The sequence below is a fragment of the Acinetobacter genomosp. 33YU genome, from assembly GCF_001990725.1.
Taxonomy (GTDB): Bacteria; Pseudomonadota; Gammaproteobacteria; order Pseudomonadales; family Moraxellaceae; genus Acinetobacter; species Acinetobacter seifertii.
This window is the reverse complement of record NZ_LFZQ01000011.1, coordinates 52,963-69,918: the sequence shown is the minus strand read 5'-3', so window position 1 is coordinate 69,918 and position 16,956 is coordinate 52,963. Positions and strand designations below refer to the sequence as shown.

The 16,956-nt window shown below is 39.3% G+C and carries 17 protein-coding genes; 10 read left to right on the top strand and 7 right to left on the bottom strand.

What is annotated here, in order from left to right; genetic code table 11:
• Window positions 1–6: 6 nt before the first annotated feature.
• The gene (locus tag AC056_RS13855) at window positions 7–1,218 is read right to left on the bottom strand and encodes an OprD family outer membrane porin (RefSeq protein WP_416224620.1); all 1,212 of its coding nucleotides are present in this window, start codon (window positions 1,216–1,218) and stop codon (window positions 7–9) included.
• 368 nt (window positions 1,219–1,586) lie between these two features.
• On the opposite strand from AC056_RS13855, the gene AC056_RS13850 reads away from it, so the two are divergent.
• From AC056_RS13850 to AC056_RS13830, 5 genes are read left to right on the top strand one after another with little or no spacing between them, the layout of a single operon-like run.
• Window positions 1,587–2,837 (top strand): dienelactone hydrolase family protein, encoded by a 1,251-nt coding sequence (locus tag AC056_RS13850; protein WP_077163942.1) that lies wholly within the window; start codon window positions 1,587–1,589, stop codon window positions 2,835–2,837.
• A 12-nt stretch (window positions 2,838–2,849) separates the two neighbouring features.
• The gene (locus AC056_RS13845) at window positions 2,850–3,635 is read left to right on the top strand and encodes an SDR family oxidoreductase (RefSeq protein ID WP_077163941.1); all 786 of its coding nucleotides are present in this window, start codon (window positions 2,850–2,852) and stop codon (window positions 3,633–3,635) included.
• 43 nt (window positions 3,636–3,678) lie between these two features.
• Window positions 3,679–4,917, top strand: a complete 1,239-nt coding sequence (locus AC056_RS13840; protein ID WP_213033499.1) for a styrene monooxygenase/indole monooxygenase family protein — start codon at window positions 3,679–3,681, stop codon at window positions 4,915–4,917.
• Window positions 4,918–4,945: 28 nt separating this feature from the next.
• Window positions 4,946–5,476, top strand: coding sequence for a flavin reductase family protein (locus AC056_RS13835; protein ID WP_039253754.1), 531 nt, complete (start codon window positions 4,946–4,948; stop codon window positions 5,474–5,476).
• Between the two features lie 53 nt (window positions 5,477–5,529).
• Window positions 5,530–6,477, top strand: coding sequence for a SphA family protein (locus AC056_RS13830; protein WP_077163939.1), 948 nt, complete (start codon window positions 5,530–5,532; stop codon window positions 6,475–6,477).
• A 56-nt stretch (window positions 6,478–6,533) separates the two neighbouring features.
• On the opposite strand, the gene AC056_RS13825 is transcribed toward AC056_RS13830, so the two are convergent.
• The 4 genes from AC056_RS13825 to antA form a co-directional block, all read right to left on the bottom strand.
• Window positions 6,534–7,592 carry an AraC family transcriptional regulator gene (locus AC056_RS13825; RefSeq protein ID WP_077163938.1) on the bottom strand — a complete coding sequence of 353 codons (1,059 nt, stop codon included), beginning with the start codon at window positions 7,590–7,592 and terminating at the stop codon, window positions 6,534–6,536.
• Between the two features lie 450 nt (window positions 7,593–8,042).
• Entirely contained in the window at window positions 8,043–9,077 is a 1,035-nt protein-coding gene (gene antC / locus AC056_RS13820) for an anthranilate 1,2-dioxygenase electron transfer component AntC (RefSeq protein WP_077163937.1), read from the bottom strand.
• Window positions 9,078–9,082: 5 nt separating this feature from the next.
• Window positions 9,083–9,574: an anthranilate 1,2-dioxygenase small subunit gene (gene antB / locus AC056_RS13815; RefSeq protein ID WP_000076809.1), complete on the bottom strand. Its 492-nt coding sequence runs from the start codon at window positions 9,572–9,574 to the stop codon at window positions 9,083–9,085.
• Window positions 9,575–9,576: 2 nt separating this feature from the next.
• Window positions 9,577–10,992: an anthranilate 1,2-dioxygenase large subunit gene (antA, locus tag AC056_RS13810; protein WP_077163936.1), complete on the bottom strand. Its 1,416-nt coding sequence runs from the start codon at window positions 10,990–10,992 to the stop codon at window positions 9,577–9,579.
• A 219-nt stretch (window positions 10,993–11,211) separates the two neighbouring features.
• Between antA and AC056_RS13805 the strand changes: the two genes are divergently transcribed.
• The 4 genes from AC056_RS13805 to AC056_RS13790 all read left to right on the top strand — a co-directional run bounded on the left by AC056_RS13805 (window position 11,212) and on the right by AC056_RS13790 (window position 13,844).
• On the top strand, window positions 11,212–11,562 hold the full coding sequence (locus AC056_RS13805) for a winged helix-turn-helix domain-containing protein (protein ID WP_019459120.1): 351 nt from the start codon (window positions 11,212–11,214) through the stop codon (window positions 11,560–11,562).
• A gap of 182 nt (window positions 11,563–11,744) precedes the next feature.
• Complete coding sequence (gene modA / locus AC056_RS13800) at window positions 11,745–12,530, top strand: molybdate ABC transporter substrate-binding protein (RefSeq protein WP_077163935.1); 786 nt, start codon at window positions 11,745–11,747, stop codon at window positions 12,528–12,530.
• Window positions 12,527–13,219, top strand: a complete 693-nt coding sequence (gene modB / locus AC056_RS13795; RefSeq protein ID WP_077163934.1) for a molybdate ABC transporter permease subunit — start codon at window positions 12,527–12,529, stop codon at window positions 13,217–13,219. The genes modA and modB overlap by 4 nt, the downstream gene beginning before the upstream one ends.
• 4 nt (window positions 13,220–13,223) lie before the next feature.
• Window positions 13,224–13,844: an ATP-binding cassette domain-containing protein gene (locus AC056_RS13790; RefSeq protein WP_077163933.1), complete on the top strand. Its 621-nt coding sequence runs from the start codon at window positions 13,224–13,226 to the stop codon at window positions 13,842–13,844.
• A 46-nt stretch (window positions 13,845–13,890) separates the two neighbouring features.
• On the opposite strand, the gene AC056_RS13785 is transcribed toward AC056_RS13790, so the two are convergent.
• The gene (locus tag AC056_RS13785) at window positions 13,891–15,495 is read right to left on the bottom strand and encodes a PepSY-associated TM helix domain-containing protein (RefSeq protein ID WP_077163932.1); all 1,605 of its coding nucleotides are present in this window, start codon (window positions 15,493–15,495) and stop codon (window positions 13,891–13,893) included.
• Window positions 15,496–15,497: 2 nt separating this feature from the next.
• On the bottom strand, window positions 15,498–15,788 hold the full coding sequence (locus AC056_RS13780; protein WP_077163931.1) for a hypothetical protein: 291 nt from the start codon (window positions 15,786–15,788) through the stop codon (window positions 15,498–15,500).
• 413 nt (window positions 15,789–16,201) lie between these two features.
• Between AC056_RS13780 and AC056_RS13770 the strand changes: the two genes are divergently transcribed.
• Complete coding sequence (locus AC056_RS13770) at window positions 16,202–16,933, top strand: 4'-phosphopantetheinyl transferase family protein (RefSeq protein ID WP_077164230.1); 732 nt, start codon at window positions 16,202–16,204, stop codon at window positions 16,931–16,933.
• Window positions 16,934–16,956: the final 23 nt, after the last annotated feature.

Here is a 16,956-nt window from a genome sequence, read left to right as displayed (position 1 = left end):
TATTCATTAAAATTTTTTGCTGTAATTGACGAAGAAACGGTTTTCAGAGAAATCATTTCCATGCTTAACGTCATAATTGATGAAGATGTACTGAAGAGCTAAGCCTTTGAGGAAGGGCTGTTGAAGGGCATAATTGACAATAACGTTTGCTTCACTTTCTTTATTTTTTAAGCCATCTGCTGTCTTAAAGTGATCGCCATATACATATTTGAAAGTGGTATTTAAGCCAGGCACATAATCTTTAAAGTCATAGCCATAAATAAAGTGATAGGACTTTTCATTTTGTTTGAAGAAACCAGTCGTGTTCCAGTTAATGAAATAAGTTTCAGGCAAGAAACCATCTGGTAACGGGTAAGCAGACTCACCAATAATTTGCTGATAACCCACACCAAAACTATGATTTTTTACTTTAAGCGTTTCTAGTAGCCCTACATTTTGTGCATCGATGTCAAAAAGATTTCCATTATCTTTGGCATTGAAATATTTGAACTTTGAATTAACTGAAAAATTAGAATTTTTCCATATATGGTCAATGCCGACATAGTGTTTGTTATATAAATCCTCCATATTCCCAAAGTAATATTCACCCTTCAATGTAGGCGCAAATTGATAGCGCAGATCTATGTAGTTAAGCCCATCGGAGTAGCCAGTCACACCTTTTGAAGTAAAAGAAAATCTGTGAAAGTCTTCTTCATTTCGCGGAGATACTTTTTCAATGCGGCCAATTTCTGCAAAAAGCTTATCGTTTAGCTGGCTCTTAAGGTTAGTTCCCCAATAAGATGTCAGGAGTTGTCGACTTGCATCTACAGTGGTTACGGGTAAATCCAGCCATAACTCACCAATGCTGAGTAGTGTCTTGTTATAGCCTAGCTTTAAGGTCGCGCCGTATTTTAGATAATCAGGTGCTTGTGACTGCGTCGCTTTATCGAAAGGTAATACCGTATCTGCAACATGTTTATCTTGGCTTAAACGAACCGCATATTGTGCTGAAGCATTTGCGCCAATTTGAATTGGGGTTCCACCAATTTCTAATGGCGTATCATGCATATTTGAGTTGTAAAATAGAGAAACTGATTGTGACCAGCTACCTGTATCTTTTACATCTGGATTGTCATAGTTTCTGTCTATATATGCATTTTTTGATGTAAATTTCCATTCTTCATCCGCTGAATAAGCCTGAGTAGAAAATGCACTACAACATAAAATATTGATGAGCATTAACGTTTTTTGTTGTCCATAAAGTGGCCATGGTCGATGCATAAATAAAACGCCTTAATTTAGAAAATGACTGGGCTTTTTTATGTAATCAAACGAATTACATGACTTGATTGAACTATTTTTAGCCAATCGTCACTATCCTATAAGTCCTAATCTTCATCCATTTTTTCCAAATGAGATAAAAAGTATTAATTTAATTTTTTAATTTAAACTTTTGAAATATAGGTATTTCTTATTTTTTTAGTTTTTATCCAGTTTGATGGATTTTGATAATTGCGCAGAGATTGGATAGTGCTTGCAGCTTTTGGACAGTCTAAAAAAAAATTCGGATAGAAGATAAAGCCATAACAATGTCAGGAGTTGACACTATGGCTGGTCAAACCGTTCAAATTAAAACTGCATCTGGAAAACAGTTCAGTGCGTATCTAGCAACACCAGAAACAGGAAAAGGACCCGGTGTGGTGCTTTGTCAGGAAATCTTTGGGGTGAATGCAGCCATGCGAGAAAAAGCAGAATTTCTTGCAGAAGAAGGCTATACCGTTTTAGTTCCTGATTTATTTTGGCGTGTAGCACCTAATATAGAACTGGGTTACAAACCAGAAGATTTTCAAAAGGCTTTTGAACTTTATCAGCAATATGATGAAAATCTTGGGGTTGAAGATATTCAAGACAGCTTAGCTTTTTTAAAGACACGACCAGAATGTGACACTTCTACAGGACTTGGTGTGGTGGGGTACTGTTTGGGTGGAAAGCTGGCGTATCTAGCAGGCTGCCGACTTTCTGACGTGGCATGTGCCGTAGGTTATTACGGTGTAGGCATTGAAAAAGCGTTAGATGAGTTAGCTAACGTAAAGGGTCGTTTGGTTTTACATATTGCAGAACTGGACCAATTTACACCGCCAGATGCAAGGCAAGCGATTGTGAATGCAGCCAACCAATATTCAAACGTACAAGCCTATGTTTATGAAGGTGTTGATCATGCTTTTGCACGCCCAAAAAGCAATCATTATCACAAACCTTCAGCACGCTTTGCCCACGAACGTACAGTAACCGCTCTACATGACACGATTGGACCGAAATATGACCTTGTTGCACTATGGGAAGAGCATATTCGGCATGAGTTCGATACGCGTGATGTGCCTGCAACCATGGCAACGATGGTCGCAGAACCTTATGTCAACCATATTCCAACTTTAACTGGTGGTGTAGGCCAAAGCCAGCTTGCTCGTTTTTATCAATATCATTTTGTTCACCAAAACCCAAAAGATATGAAGATTACTTCGATCTCTCGTACGGTTGGTTCAACGCAAGTGATAGACGAGTTCATTATGAGCTTTACCCACGATGCTGAAATTGACTGGTTATTACCGGGGGTAAAACCGACTGGTAAATACGTCGAAATTCCAATGTTAGGTGTAATTCAGTTCAGAGGTTCAAAGCTGTGTCATGAGCATATTTACTGGGACCAAGCATCGGTGCTTGTTCAAATTGGTTTATTAGACCCAACAGGCTTGCCAGTTGCAGGTGTCGAGACAGCACGAAAACTTCTTGATGAAGATCTTCCTTCAAATACGTTGATGCCATCTTGGTCAAGTAGTGAAGGCAAGCCAGTCAATTAAGGAGGATCTGCAATGAATATAGATTTAAAAGGAAAAGTCGCTGTGGTGAGCGGCGGCGCAACACTGATTGGTAAAGCTGTTGTACAAGCCTTAGTCAGTGCAGGTGCTCATGTCGCTATCTTAGATATTGATGCCAAAGGCAAGGCAATTGCAGAAAGCTTTAATCATGATGTGATGTTTATTCAAACCGATTTAACCAGTGATGCTGCTATTCAACAAGCTGTGGCAGATATTCACCAACATTTAGGTGAAGTGAGCTACCTGGTGAATTTGGCATGTACTTACTTAGATGACGGTTTTAAATCTTCACGTCAGGACTGGTTACAAGCACTTGATATTAATTTGGTCTCTACAGTTGAGCTGAGCCGTGCTTTATACCATGACCTAAAAAAGCAGCAAGGTTCAATCGTTAATTTTACTTCAATCTCGGCCAAAGTGGCACAAACAGGGCGCTGGTTATATCCAGTGTCTAAAGCCGCGATACGTCAACTCACACAAAGCATGGCAATGGATTTTGCTGCCGATGGTATTCGCGTCAACTCCGTTTCACCGGGTTGGACATGGTCTCGTGTTATTGCAGAAGTCAGTGGTAATAACCATGAAAAAGCCGATAGCGTGGCAGCCGATTATCACTTGCTAGGCCGATTGGGTCATCCCGAAGAAGTCGCCAATGTTGTTTTGTTTTTATTGTCATCCGCTGCGAGTTTTGTCACCGGAGCTGATTATGCGGTCGATGGCGGATATTCAGTGATGGGCCCTGAAGGATCACAGCCCGCTATTCCACGTTTAGCCGAATAGCACAGCGTTTTAAAAGCACATTTAGAAAATTATGGAGAAGATTATGCGCCGTATTGCAATTGTTGGAGCAGGACAGTCTGGTTTACAGCTTGGTTTAGGCTTATTAGATACAGGCTATGAGGTGACAATGATCACCAACCGAACTGCCGATGAAATCCGCCAAGGTAAAGTCATGTCAAGCCAGTGTATGTTTCATACCGCTTTACAAACTGAACGTGACTTGGGACTGAATTTTTGGGAAGAACAATGCCCAGCAGTAGAAGGCATTGGGCTAGCTTTAGTCAATCCTGAAAATGGTGGTAAAGCATTTGAATGGAGTGCTCGTCTTGAGCGTTACGCTCAATCGGTCGATCAACGCGTCAAAATGCCATATTGGATGGAAGAAGTTGAACGCCGTGGCGGTCAATTGGTAATTCAGGATGTGGGAATAGACGAGTTAGAACAACTCGCAAACGACTACGAACTTGTATTACTCGCTGCTGGTAAAGGTGAAGTCGTTAAACAGTTTGAGCGTGATGATGCACGTAGTGTTTTTGATAAGCCTCAACGCGCTTTGGCTTTGACCTACGTCAAAAACATGAAGCCAATTTCACCTTATTCACGTGTGACTTTTAACATTATTCCTGAAGTGGGCGAGTACTTTTCATTTCCGGCACTCACCGTGAATGGTCCTTGTGACATTATGGTGTTTGAAGGTATTCCAAACGGCCCAATGGACTGCTGGCAAGATGTCAAAACACCGGAACAGCATCTGCAATGCAGTTTGGATTTACTCAAGAAATTTGTGCCTTGGGAATATGAACGTTGCACAAATGTTGAGTTGACCGATGCAGGCGGATATTTGGCTGGACGTTTCCCACCGACCGTACGTAAACCCGTTTTGACATTACCGTCTGGCAAGAAAATTTTTGGGATGGCAGATGCCTTAGTGGTGAATGACCCAATTACCGGTCAAGGCTCAAACAACGCTGCTAAGTGTAGCAAAATCTATTTCGATGCCATTTTAGCCAATGATAATCAAAACTTTAGCGAACAATGGATGGTTCAAACTTTTGAACGTTATTGGGCTTATGCAGAAAAAGTGGTGGCTTGGACCAATAGCCTGTTAGTACCGCCGCAACCCCATGTTGTTGAGCTATTAGCAGCCGCAAGCCAAAACCAGAGCATTGCTTCCATTATGGCCAATAACTTTGATGACCCTCGTGCCTTTGCTCCTTGGTGGTTTGATGCAAATCAGGCTCAAGCATTCATGGCCTCAAAAACCGCAGCAAAAGTGGCTTAAGGGCAAAACAGCAAAGGGAGATATGAAAATGGACACAATTGAAACTTTAGCTTTACAAGCAATTAATGCAGAAAACCCAAGAGAAATCCGTAATTTGCTTGGACAGTTTGCAACTGGCGTTACCGTGATTACAACTCGTGGTAAAGATGGTCGGAAAATAGGCATGACAGCCAATTCATTTTCATCGCTGTCTTTAGATCCGCCATTAATTTTATGGAGTCTTTCAAAAACAGCTCCAAGTTTGACTGATTTTGTTGAAGCTGAATATTTTGCCATTCACATGTTGGCACAAGAGCATCATCAGCTTTCAGGACATTTTGCTCGGGGTGCCGAAGATAAATTTGCAGGTATTGCCCATCAACAATGCAATGCAGGCGTTCCAATTTTATCTGATGCACTCGCAACCTTGGTTTGCCGAAATGTAAATCAGTATGAGGGCGGAGATCACCTGATTTTCATTGGTCAAATTGAACAATACCAACAACGCCAAGGTGAACCATTGGTATTCCACGCAGGAAAGTATCGGATTGCCGCAGAACATCCTGAATTAGCACATTAATTCACCACAATCACGATCAATCCGGTCGTGATTTTTTTATAGGAAATAAGAAGATGAAAAGCACTTTAATTAAACATGGCTTTTTAGCAGGGACATTGTTGGGTTTGCCATTGGTTTCTCATGCCTATGATTTACCGACCGTAAATTTAGGTATGACCAGCTTTCTGGATGGTGGTTTACCAGCAGGGCCCGGCTGGTATGCTCAAACCTATTTTCAAAATTACAATAGTAATAAACTGGTCGATGCCAATGGACAAAAATTAGGTTTACCTAAAACAGATTTAAATTATCAAGTATTGGTTGAGCAGATTAGTTATTTATCGAATGTCCGAGTAAAAGATAAAGCCAGCCTGGGTATGAATTTTTTAATTCCTTTTGTCAGCAAAATGGACATGGATGATGGCTTAAATAATGCTGCTATTAAAGCCCAAAGTGGCTTTGGGGACATTATGATTGGACCTTTTATTCAATTCGATCCAGTCATGGGCGCGCAAGGGCCGAAGTTTGTACATCGTTTTGAGTTTCAGGTGAATTTACCTACGGGCGAATACGATCGGCAAAAAGATATTAACCCCAGTAATAACGCTGTTTCATTTGACCCTTATTGGGCTGCAACGTATTGGTTTAATCCTAAATGGACCGCTTCCACACGTATCCATTATCTCTATAACTTTAAAAATAATGACCCAAGCTATGCTTTTGCTGGAGCAAATGATATGCAAGCTGGGCAAGCAATTCATGCAAACTTCGCAACAGACTATGCCATTACTGAACAGTTTCGCTTAGGACTAAATGGCTATTGGCTAAAACAAGTCACTGATACCGAAGTCGATGGTGAAAAAGTCAAAGGTAGACGTGAGCAAGTCTGGGCGATTGGTCCGGGTGCGATGTATAGTTTTTCTAAAAATGATCACTTGGTTGCAAATGCTTATTTTGAGCAAGATGCTGAAAACCGTCCAGAGGGAACACGACTACAAGTTCGTTATGTCCATCATTTTTAAATTATAAGAAAAGCCTTTTATATCAATCAATATAAAAGGCTTTTATCTATTTTGGTTTAAGAAAAAATTGAAGTAATTAAGCCTGAGCCTTCATTTTGACCAGAACGGCGGGTAGAAGAAGGTAATTCGCCATAACGGCGTTTATACTCTTGAGAAAAACGGCCTAAATGGCTAAATCCCCATTTAAATGCAACGTCAGTAACCGACAGATTTTCATTATGCATCAGCTCTAAATGAGCCTGTTCAAAGCGTAATTCTTTTAAATAAGACATTGGGGTTGTCCCCAAATAGTTTTTAAAACCAGTAAATAGGGTTCTTACGCTCACGCCTGCATGTTCAGCTAAAATTTCGACATTAAGTGGCTCATGTAAATGTTCTTTTATATAAGCTTCTGTACGCTTCACAAAATAAGGAGAAACTATTTTTTCTTTATACTGATCTATTTTATGTAATGCATTATTGGGTTGACCATAAATGAGCGCATTAAATAGATTTGACTCAAATTGTTTAAAGGCTAAAGGATGATGAAGCGGGTGTTGCTCGCATGCCAAAGCATCCATCAAGGTTCTAACCAGCTGTAAAAAATAGGCTCCACTTTGTATAGAAAAGTCTAATTTTGGGTCGAAAATGAGTAAGTTATTTTCTGAATCTGCAATGTGTTGACGGCAATGGTAAGTAAAATCATCTTTTGAAACTTTTAGAATGAGCTGTGGTGAGTTCGCGTGCCAGCGCATACGTAAAGATTGCTGAGGTGAAATAAGAGAAGCAACTTGAGAATAAGAAATAAACTTTTGCGAACCAAACTCAATTTCTGCGTAGCCTTGAGTTGGAATTTGAATTAAGTAAAAGTTATCAAGGTGATCTGGTTCAATAATGACATCCGCGCCATATTCCAAGCGACTAATAGACAATGCGCCTGTTTTAACATGGTGCATGGTTGCACTGAAATCTCGCTTCTGCTGAGAGATTTTAAGATCATGTGGCTTAAAAATTTGGCCTACATTTCGGCAAGTTTCGCTTAAATCGTGGTGATCAAACACCAGATTATGATTGGTAAAGATAGACTCATTTTGAAAATGACGCCCACTGAGTTCTGGGGAGTTGGCTTGGTTCATATTTATCCCTTTTGGCTCACTCCTGTATTTACTTGTATTGCAAAAGTCTTAAACCTTCACTGTTCAGCAAGTAAATACGGCACTTAAAAAATTAAGTTACTCGCAAATTACAATGAGATATAAGCAAAATACAGACCAATTTAACCGCTAATTAATATGATTTTCTCAAATTTTTACGTCGGATTTTGTCCATCAATTTAATACATTTGAGAAATAGAATAGGGGGATATAAAAGGTGCTATAAGTTAATCTCATCATGACCTTATTCCTTAAGATCTATCAAAATTTATAGCAAATCCGAGCGAATTGGTCAATTTTATTTTGTCGGAATTTATTGTTTTATATTATTGATATATATTAACTTTTAGTTTTTATGCAAAAATTCAATATACCCCCTACAGAGTATATTGAATCATTTCAGGTTTCAGTGGTTTTTAAATTATTTATACTTCAACGTGAGGTATTGCTCTGTAAAAACTTCTCGCTATAAATACGATAGTTTTGCAAAGATTGTTCATCTAACCAATTTTTAACGGCTTCAATCATTGGTGGTGGGCCACATAAATACATATCAAAAGCCTGCTCGGCCAATTGATCTTTATTTAAATGCTCATGAATATAGCCTGCTTTGCCTTGCCATGTTTCAGTTGCTTTAGTCACAATCGGGTGATAACTAAAGTTTGGTAGCTGCTCCGCGTAGGCATGTAAACGCTGTTGTTCGCATAAATCGGTTTCATTATTTACGCCATAGTACAACTGAACGGCAGGCGAGTTGGGCTGATCAACCAAGTTATCAAGCATTCCCAAGAAAGCTGATAAACCTGTGCCACCCGCCACAAAAACCAGTGGACGCTGTACTTCACGTAAATAGAAACTACCAAGTGGTGCTTCAATGAGTAGGGTTTGCCCAACCTGACAACGATCACGCAAGTAATTACTCATCACACCGTCTGGCAAGAGACGGATTAAGAATTGCAATTGATTGGTCGCATTTGGTCTATTTGCAAAAGAATAAGAACGCCAGTCTTCAGTATCTGGAATTTGCAAACGAGCATATTGACCCGGTAAAAACTGAAGCTGTTCAGCATGACTGCTCGCATCAAGATGCAAAATTGCTGTTGTTTCAGAAACCAACTCAACAGCGGTTACTTTGGTTTCAATTTTTAAAGTATCACCAGCGTTACAGATCGCAGAATCATGATCGAAATAAAAAGCTGCATCGGATTTCACACGCGTCTGGCAAGCTAACATTTTACGCTCAGCCAAATCACGCTCACTTAATGCGTCTTCATCAACATATTCTTGTTCATAAATACCAGTTTCACACTGACCCTGACAGGTACCACAAACACCTTCACGGCAGTCTAGCGGTAGGTTAATTCCTTGGCGAACTGCTGCATCAAGCAACAATTCATCGTTATTTACTGAAATGAAAAAGGTTTTGCCATCGGCAAAGTTAAGTGCAACTGAATGTCCCATTTTCATTCCCCTTAAACGTGATAGAAGTCTAAAACGGAATCAATTTTGTCATTCAGCAAAATGCTGTGTTGACGACGAATACGGAAACCATCCGCTGTTTGGCGTAAAAGATAAGTGGCATGTCCGTAAAAACAGCCTTCTAAACCTTGACGGTTATAAAGCGTTTGCCATGCAACTTTTGCTTCAATTAATCCATCATCCAGTGTTTTAACTCGAATGTTGTTTATGCTGTGCAAAGTACGTGGTAACGGAGTTGCAGATGCTGCTTTTCCGGTACGAATACGGAATACACGGTCTTCAAGTCCCGTACGGTCTGCATAATAGATATAAGACAAGCCCTGATTTGGATCTTGAACATAGTTATGGTCATCAATCCACTGTGGAATATGATATTCACTATCTTCATCGTAAAGCTCTAGGTAGGCATCCCAGTCATAAGCATCACAAAGCTCTGCTTTTTTGTACAAAAACTGAGATACAGCAAAATGTAGTTCTTGTGACATGGTTACACCTCATCCATTAGGGCATTGTTTTCAAAAGTAATGTCTTGCATTTTCAATGCTTTTTTGTTTAAGCCATCAAGCATTAGACGTTGCCAATGTCCATGCTGGTTTACATAGAGTCCTTCGTGGGTAAACTCTCGGCCAGTAATGACGGGTTGAATACCTAAATCTTGTGAGTTTTTAGTTGTGCCATATTCCCAAGACTGACAACCACGCGAAATATCGCTCCAATGTTCAAGACGTGCCTGAAAACCTTTTTGCTGTTCACGGAATTCAACTAAATCATCTGGTGTACCAAGGCCTGATACGTTAAAGAAATCTTCAAACTGGCGAATACGGTTACGGCGCGCTTCAGCAGATTCACCTTTAACGCCAATACATTGACTAATGACTTCGGTTTTATTCCATGCCACTGGACGAACAATACGAAGCTGTGAACTAATTTGATCCATAAAAAATAGGCTAGGGTACAAGTTCAAGTTTCTTAAACGGTGCATTGCCCACTCAGCATATTTGTCGCCATATTTTTCGACCATATATGGCATAACTGTACTGTAACCCGGACGAACAGTTGGGTTCGGCATGTCACTAAACAATACGCTATGACCATTTTTGAAGCTGAACCAGCCATCGTCAGTTTCTGAGTCACCAGCCCCTAATTTACTATAGTCAAGCGTATCGAGTTCTTCACCTTTTGATGCATTGACTTGTTGGCGGTGTTGGACTGTAGAGACATAGTTATAGTGAACAGTACTTACATGGTAACCATCTAGGCCATTTTCATTTTGTAACTTCCAGTTACCTGCAAAGGTATAAGATGACTTGCCTTGAAGTACTTCGAGTTCACCTGTTGGAGACTGGTTAACCATTAAATCAAGGAATAATTTGGCATCGCCCAAAAAGTCTTCTAGTGAATCTGTTGCTTGAGTATCAAGGCTTACAAATACAAATCCACGGTAGCTGGCAATACGGCCTTGTTTTAAGCCTCGGCTTGATTTATCAAAATCTTCACAATATTCACCAGGTGCTTTGACTTTCACTAAACGGCCATCTGACTTGTAACACCATGCATGGAACGGACAGGTAAATGTAGACTGGTTGCCTTTGGCAACACGGGTTAAAGTCGCACCGCGGTGTTCACAAGCATTGACCATGGCATGTAGTTCGCCTTTACCATCACGGCTCACAATAATCGGTTGGCGACCAATTTGAACTGTTAGGAAATCATGATTGTTTGGGATCTCACTTTCGTGGCATGCATAAATCCAAACCTTTTCAAAAATAAGTTCCATTTCCAAGTCAAATAGTTCAGGCTCAGTAAACATATTACGTGCAATGCGAAACACGCCATCGTTAGGACGGAAGTCGATACATCCATCTACAAAATCATTCCATTGTTTTAAATTAGATGAGGTCATTTGCTCAATCCTATTCATTCAGCTTTTAACTGATTGAACCGCGATTAGGCTTTGGCCTCTATCCGTTTTTTCCAGATCTTTATCCACTTTGTGCAGTTTTGATTTTTTAATAAGACTATTTTTAAGAGCTAATCGAGATTTAAATTTGTATATGTCTTAGCTTGTTAAATTTCCCTATAATGTTAACGAGCATAAAATAAACTTTTGTGAACTAAGTCTATGAAAGAACAAAACTTAAAATTACAGATTAGAATTCTTTTAGAGCAGAACATTGCGTTTGGTCCGGGTAAGGCAGACTTACTTGAAGCAATTGAGAAAACTGGTTCGATCTCACAAGCCGCAAAATCTATGAATATGAGCTACCGCCGTGCGTGGCAGTTGGTAGACACCATGAATCAATGCTTTGAAACAGCTTTGGTGGAAACTCAAACAGGCGGAACACATGGTGGTGGGGCAGCCGTTACAGTTTTGGGCCAGAAAGTCTTACAGCACTATCGTCAAATGGAAATCAATGCTCGACAAGCCTTAGAACATGATTATCAAATTATGAGTAGCTATTTAAAGAAATAAGATGAGAAATACTTTATAAATCAAAAAATTTAAGTGCGAATCAGTTTTACTTACCTATAATTTTTAACTGCTTAGAAAAAAACATCCATCTTTATAAATAATTTCTACTTTTCATCGCGTATGCTTATCGCTATATTCTTGGGTATATATCGCTGCAAAAAACGACAAAAAGGTAAAACATAATGGTAAGTGATACGAAGATAAAAAAGTTGGCTTTAGTCTGTTCGGTGCTCAGCATAGGATTAGTCTCTAATGTTCCAGCCAAAGCTGAATCGGTTACCGTTTATGCAGCAGCGAGCTTAACGAATGCGATTAACGATTTAGAAAAAATTTATGAAAAACAAAATAAAGTAGAAGTTAAAACTTCATATGCAGGCTCATCGACATTAGCCAAACAAATTGAAGCTGGGGCACCAGCGGATGTATTTATTTCAGCAGATACCCAGTGGATGGATTATCTACAAAATAAAAAACGAGTTGCAACAAATGACCGTATAAATTTATTAGGTAACCGTTTGGTTCTAATTACTCCTAAAGGTCAGTCACTAAAAGTAAAACTAGATAAAACGATCGATCCAAATAAAGTGTTTACAGGCAAGATTTGTACAGGAGATACCAAAAGTGTGCCTGTAGGCAAATATGCTAAACAAGCTTTTACTAACCTAGATTGGTGGAGCCGTATTGAGCCAAAGTTAGTTGAAACAGAAGATGTTCGAGCGGCATTAAACTTTGTTGCACGTGGTGAATGTCAGGTTGGCATTGTCTATGCAACTGATGCAGCGATTAGTAAAGATGTAACAGTAGTTGGTGTATTTCCAGAAAATACGCATTCATCAATTATTTATCCTGTAGGGATAGTTAAAAAGAATCCAAACTCAACAAAGTTCTATCAATTTTTACAAAGCAACCAAGCCAAAGCTGTTTTTAAAAAATATGGCTTTAGCGTGTTGGCTCCAGCAAAACCATGATGTTCTCTTTAACTCCAGAAGAACTCAGCGTTCTGCAACTTTCTTGTAAGGTGGCAGCGAGTTGTCTTGTGGTCAGTATTATTCCTGCAATTTGTGTGGGATGGTTTTTGGCACGTAAGGAGTTCTGGGGGAAGTCATTCATTGAAACATTAGTGTTTTTACCTTTAGTGCTACCGCCGGTCGTTCCTGGTTATTTGTTATTACAAGTTTTTGGGAGCCGAGGCATTATTGGACAATATTTGGCACCGCTCGGAATTGATTTTGCATTTAACTGGAAAGGTGCCGTTCTTGCTTCAGCAGTAATGGGTTTTCCGCTATTGGTACAATCTATTCGATTAGCGATTGAACTAGTCGATCAACGTTTAGAAATGGCAGCAAAGACACTAGGTGCCTCATCTTTAGGGGCATTTTTTCATGTCACGATGCCGCTTGCCAGCAGTGGTATTTTAATTGGTGCTATTTTATGTTTTTGCCGCAGTTTAGGTGAGTTTGGAGCCACTATTACTTTTGTAGGTAATATTTCAAATGAAACACGTACTTTACCTTTAGCCATGTATAGCTTAATGCAACAACCCGATACCGAGGCCGCTATTCAAAGGCTAATTATTTTATCGTTAAGCGTGGCTTTTTTAGCGCTATGGTTTGCACAGTGGTTTCATCGTTATCAAAAGAAGCGCTTAGGGCGGTAAGATTATGTTGATAGATTGCCGTTTTCAGCTACAGATGGGTCAATTTCATATTGAAGCTAGTTTCCAGTCAGATGCTACTGTTATTGGGCTATTTGGTGCCTCTGGGTCAGGTAAAACATCGATTTTACATGCCATTGCAGGGCTGAACACACCGCGTAGTGGACTCATTAAAATACAGGATCAAACATGGTTTGATTCAAATCAAAACATTAACTTGAGTACCCAAAAGCGGCATGTTGGATTAGTTTTTCAAGATGCTCAGCTTTTTCCGCATAAAACGGTGAAGCAAAACTTATTATTTGGTCTTAAGCACCTGTCCCAACAAGAACGTCACTTTGAAGCAGATTATATTATTGAGTTATTAAAGTTAGGGCACTTATTACAACGTATGCCCATCAAACTCTCAGGAGGGGAAAAACAGCGTGTAGCACTGGGTCGAGCATTGTTATATTCACCTAAGCTGTTACTACTTGATGAACCTTTATCGGCACTAGATGCGAATCATAAAGCTGAAATTATTCCTTTTTTTCAGAAAGTAAAAGAGGAAATAAAAATTCCGATGATTTATGTGAGTCATGATATTCAAGAAATTAAACAACTGACCGAAACAATGTGGGTTTTATAATTTTTCATATTTCACACATTATTTCAGTCTAGTTAGTTCATGGTTGTTAGTTAGCCCATAAACTACCCGTTGGAGCAGATTTTCGGCGATCTTGGGCTTGTTGATAAAAACGCCAGAAAGCGAATGCAAAAATGACAGCCAAGAAATCAACTACTAAGATTTCTCCACGATGTACCCATAAGCCACTTTGAGGAATAAAGTAGGCTAAAAGGGATGTAAGCGGAATCGCAAATAACACTAAAACCAAAGTTAACAACAGTTGTGGTAAAGCTTTTGCATAGCCAATCACAAAGGTATAAATCAAACTCAGTAGGAAAACCGCATAATAACCATACATAAAGAGGTGGTTCATACTTTCAATATTAAGCGCTGCGAAAAGCCAACGACTGGCCAACATTGTACCTACGACAGCTAAAACACACCCTAGGCACGCGCCTATCGTTAAGTTCGCAAGAAACACTACATCTTTACGTTGAACAGGAACAGGGTCTTCAGCACGCTTTTGCTTACGTGCACGAGTTTCAACCCAAAGGATGTTACCTGTATAAAATAAGAAAGCACCACCAACACCTAAAACAAAATAAATCCAGCGTACGCCCGTACCGCCAAAACTTCCAAAATGCAGGCTAAACATGGCGTTGATTAACTTATTTCCAGCATTAGTCTGTGTGTTAATACCTTTATGGTTAAAGTGCTCAACTGCATATGGGTTCATACGCATAAAGTCATGATTTGCACCGCGTAACATCTGATCGGGACTATACAAGGCTATACGTGCATTGGCTTTTTCACGTTTATCGAGGTTACTGAACTGGATATAGTCAACTGAATATTCAGGAGCTACTTTTTTTGTTTGAGCTAATATTTGCTGCACATCAATTTGTGTTTGTTTAGGTTGAATCAGCGCTGGGGGAGAACGCTGAAAAACAGGCTGTCCTTTGAGTGCAAGTTGTCCAATCGCATCATAAAAAAAGTCATGAAAAGCAAAGACAATAACGCTAATACTAATAATGATGTGGAAAGGTAAGCTCGTAATTCCAATCACGTTATGTGCATCTAGCCAAAAGCGCTTTTTATTTTTACCGGGCCGAATGACAAAGTAATCCTTTACCAAGGTTGGTAAAAGAATAATGACTCCTGAAAGCAAGGCAAGAAAATATAAAATTGAAACCACACCCATCACATAAAGACCTAAACCGTGATGGCCGACCATGCCCGGTATGCCTGCTGTTTCATGCAACTGTTCGATTAGCCAGCCTGCTTTAGATAAGTTTTCTTGAGCAACGATTAATTGACCTTTATTATCTAAGCTTGCCATCCACGTAGACTGAGCAGCATTAAAGCCATCTCCACGTTCATGCTCGCTCCACGTAATGGGTGCATAGTGAAATTCATTGGACGATAAATTGAGTGTGAAGTTCTTTTGTGCAGCAGGATAGGCAGTCTGTACTTTTTGAATGAGTTCATTATATTGATCGGGTGAGACTTTCGGTAAAACTTGCTGTGTTGGCGTAGCCCACCTACTAATATGGTGCTGAAACATGCTGAGCCCACCAGCAAAGAAACAGATAAAAAGCAAAATCCCAGCACATACACCCACCCAAGTATGCATGCTTTTTGCTAATTTCATGATGTCTGAACGTACTTTCATGTTTAACCCCGTAAGACAAAAATACAGCTATACGCTAGGGCATTCGCAATGAATAAATAGATAAGCGCTTTTCGTCCAGTCGTAAAAAAATAACTGCCAAACATAATAGGCATCCAAAACCAAGGAACACTCCACATACCTACTTGCACCAATAAATCCATGGCAACATAAGGTTGGCCTAATAAAACAATTAAATTACCAATAGCGATAGAAAGACTTAGACCAAAAACACCACCAGCAAAAGTTTTACTCCACCAGTCTGGCTGGATCGGAGACTGAATTTTAGCTTTCATGAAATCAGTTTCCGTTTAAAAAGCGCCATAAAAGGAAGAAACGACCACGCAAAAATGATGAGCATGAACCAGCAAAAAGCAGCAACCACTTTCGGTAAGCTTGCAAAGAGCGCAATAAATCCAATGCCTAATAGCACTAGACCCAAATACTTAAAGAAAGTAGGAAGATGTTGAGATAACAGATTTTGGTTGCTATGACTACAATAGATACTGACCGCTCCCAACAGGGTCAAAAAAAGTCCTATAAGTTTCATAATCGATGTTTATAAGTAAATTAAAGTCAAAATTTACCCAACAGTATAAGTAAATAATAATTATTATCAAATGATAAATATAATTATTTATATGTTCGTGGTGAGTAAGTTAAGATAGGAGGTAACTCATTAAAAATATTTATTTTGAAGTCGAATACATTGAGCAATTATCTATACATTCCTGAACAAATCAGTAAATCAATTTATGAAATCTCGAGTCCTATTTTTCTTACATCACAGCTATTTTGTTATGGGCTAGATTTATCGCAAACAACGCATTTGCATATAGACCAACGATTAGAGCATCCCCTAAAAATTGCTCAAGCGCGTGTCGAACGTAAAAATGAGTACTTATGTGGCAGGGTCTTAGCTCAGGCTGTTTTAAATCATCATTTCGGTCTAGATCAGTCAATAACTTCTATGCACGAACATTTGCCCATCTGGCCAACTCATGTTTTGGGGAGCATTAGTCATTCACAAAATAAGTTAATTGTTGCGCTATCTAGCAATGCGGTTTATTTGGGAATTGATATTGAGCACTGTGTGACCTCAGAATTTGCTCAAGAGAGTGCACATCTAATCTTAACGCCATGTGAGCTTGAATTATGGAAAAATAAAGCCTGTGAGTGTTTTGATTTTGCCCATTATGTGAGCTTAATTTTTTCTATAAAAGAAAGTCTATATAAAGCGGTTTATCCCACTGCAAAGCAATATATCGATTTCTTAGAAGCATCTATAGTTGATATTAATTTTGAAAATCAAACATTAACGCTAACTTTTTTGCTGGAAATTCAACAGCGCTATCAACTCTTAGAACAATATCAAGGTGGCTGGGCCGTAGAGCAAGACCATATTATGACTTGGGTTTTTCAGGCACATCATTCTGCTTAAAACAAAAGAAGGCAACGAATTGC

What these genes read in the sequence shown, in the direction of transcription:
- AC056_RS13855 (WP_416224620.1), bottom strand. Translation starts at nt 1,218, where the DNA reads ATGCTCATCAATATTTTATGTTGTAGTGCATTTTCTACTCAGGCTTAT.
- AC056_RS13850 (WP_077163942.1), top strand. Translation starts at nt 1,587, where the DNA reads ATGGCTGGTCAAACCGTTCAAATTAAAACTGCATCTGGAAAACAGTTC.
- AC056_RS13845 (WP_077163941.1), top strand. Translation starts at nt 2,850, where the DNA reads ATGAATATAGATTTAAAAGGAAAAGTCGCTGTGGTGAGCGGCGGCGCA.
- AC056_RS13840 (WP_213033499.1), top strand. Translation starts at nt 3,679, where the DNA reads ATGCGCCGTATTGCAATTGTTGGAGCAGGACAGTCTGGTTTACAGCTT.
- AC056_RS13835 (WP_039253754.1), top strand. Translation starts at nt 4,946, where the DNA reads ATGGACACAATTGAAACTTTAGCTTTACAAGCAATTAATGCAGAAAAC.
- AC056_RS13830 (WP_077163939.1), top strand. Translation starts at nt 5,530, where the DNA reads ATGAAAAGCACTTTAATTAAACATGGCTTTTTAGCAGGGACATTGTTG.
- AC056_RS13825 (WP_077163938.1), bottom strand. Translation starts at nt 7,592, where the DNA reads ATGAACCAAGCCAACTCCCCAGAACTCAGTGGGCGTCATTTTCAAAAT.
- antC (WP_077163937.1), bottom strand. Translation starts at nt 9,077, where the DNA reads ATGAAAATGGGACATTCAGTTGCACTTAACTTTGCCGATGGCAAAACC.
- antB (WP_000076809.1), bottom strand. Translation starts at nt 9,574, where the DNA reads ATGTCACAAGAACTACATTTTGCTGTATCTCAGTTTTTGTACAAAAAA.
- antA (WP_077163936.1), bottom strand. Translation starts at nt 10,992, where the DNA reads ATGACCTCATCTAATTTAAAACAATGGAATGATTTTGTAGATGGATGT.
- AC056_RS13805 (WP_019459120.1), top strand. Translation starts at nt 11,212, where the DNA reads ATGAAAGAACAAAACTTAAAATTACAGATTAGAATTCTTTTAGAGCAG.
- modA (WP_077163935.1), top strand. Translation starts at nt 11,745, where the DNA reads ATGGTAAGTGATACGAAGATAAAAAAGTTGGCTTTAGTCTGTTCGGTG.
- modB (WP_077163934.1), top strand. Translation starts at nt 12,527, where the DNA reads ATGATGTTCTCTTTAACTCCAGAAGAACTCAGCGTTCTGCAACTTTCT.
- AC056_RS13790 (WP_077163933.1), top strand. Translation starts at nt 13,224, where the DNA reads ATGTTGATAGATTGCCGTTTTCAGCTACAGATGGGTCAATTTCATATT.
- AC056_RS13785 (WP_077163932.1), bottom strand. Translation starts at nt 15,495, where the DNA reads ATGAAAGTACGTTCAGACATCATGAAATTAGCAAAAAGCATGCATACT.
- AC056_RS13780 (WP_077163931.1), bottom strand. Translation starts at nt 15,788, where the DNA reads ATGAAAGCTAAAATTCAGTCTCCGATCCAGCCAGACTGGTGGAGTAAA.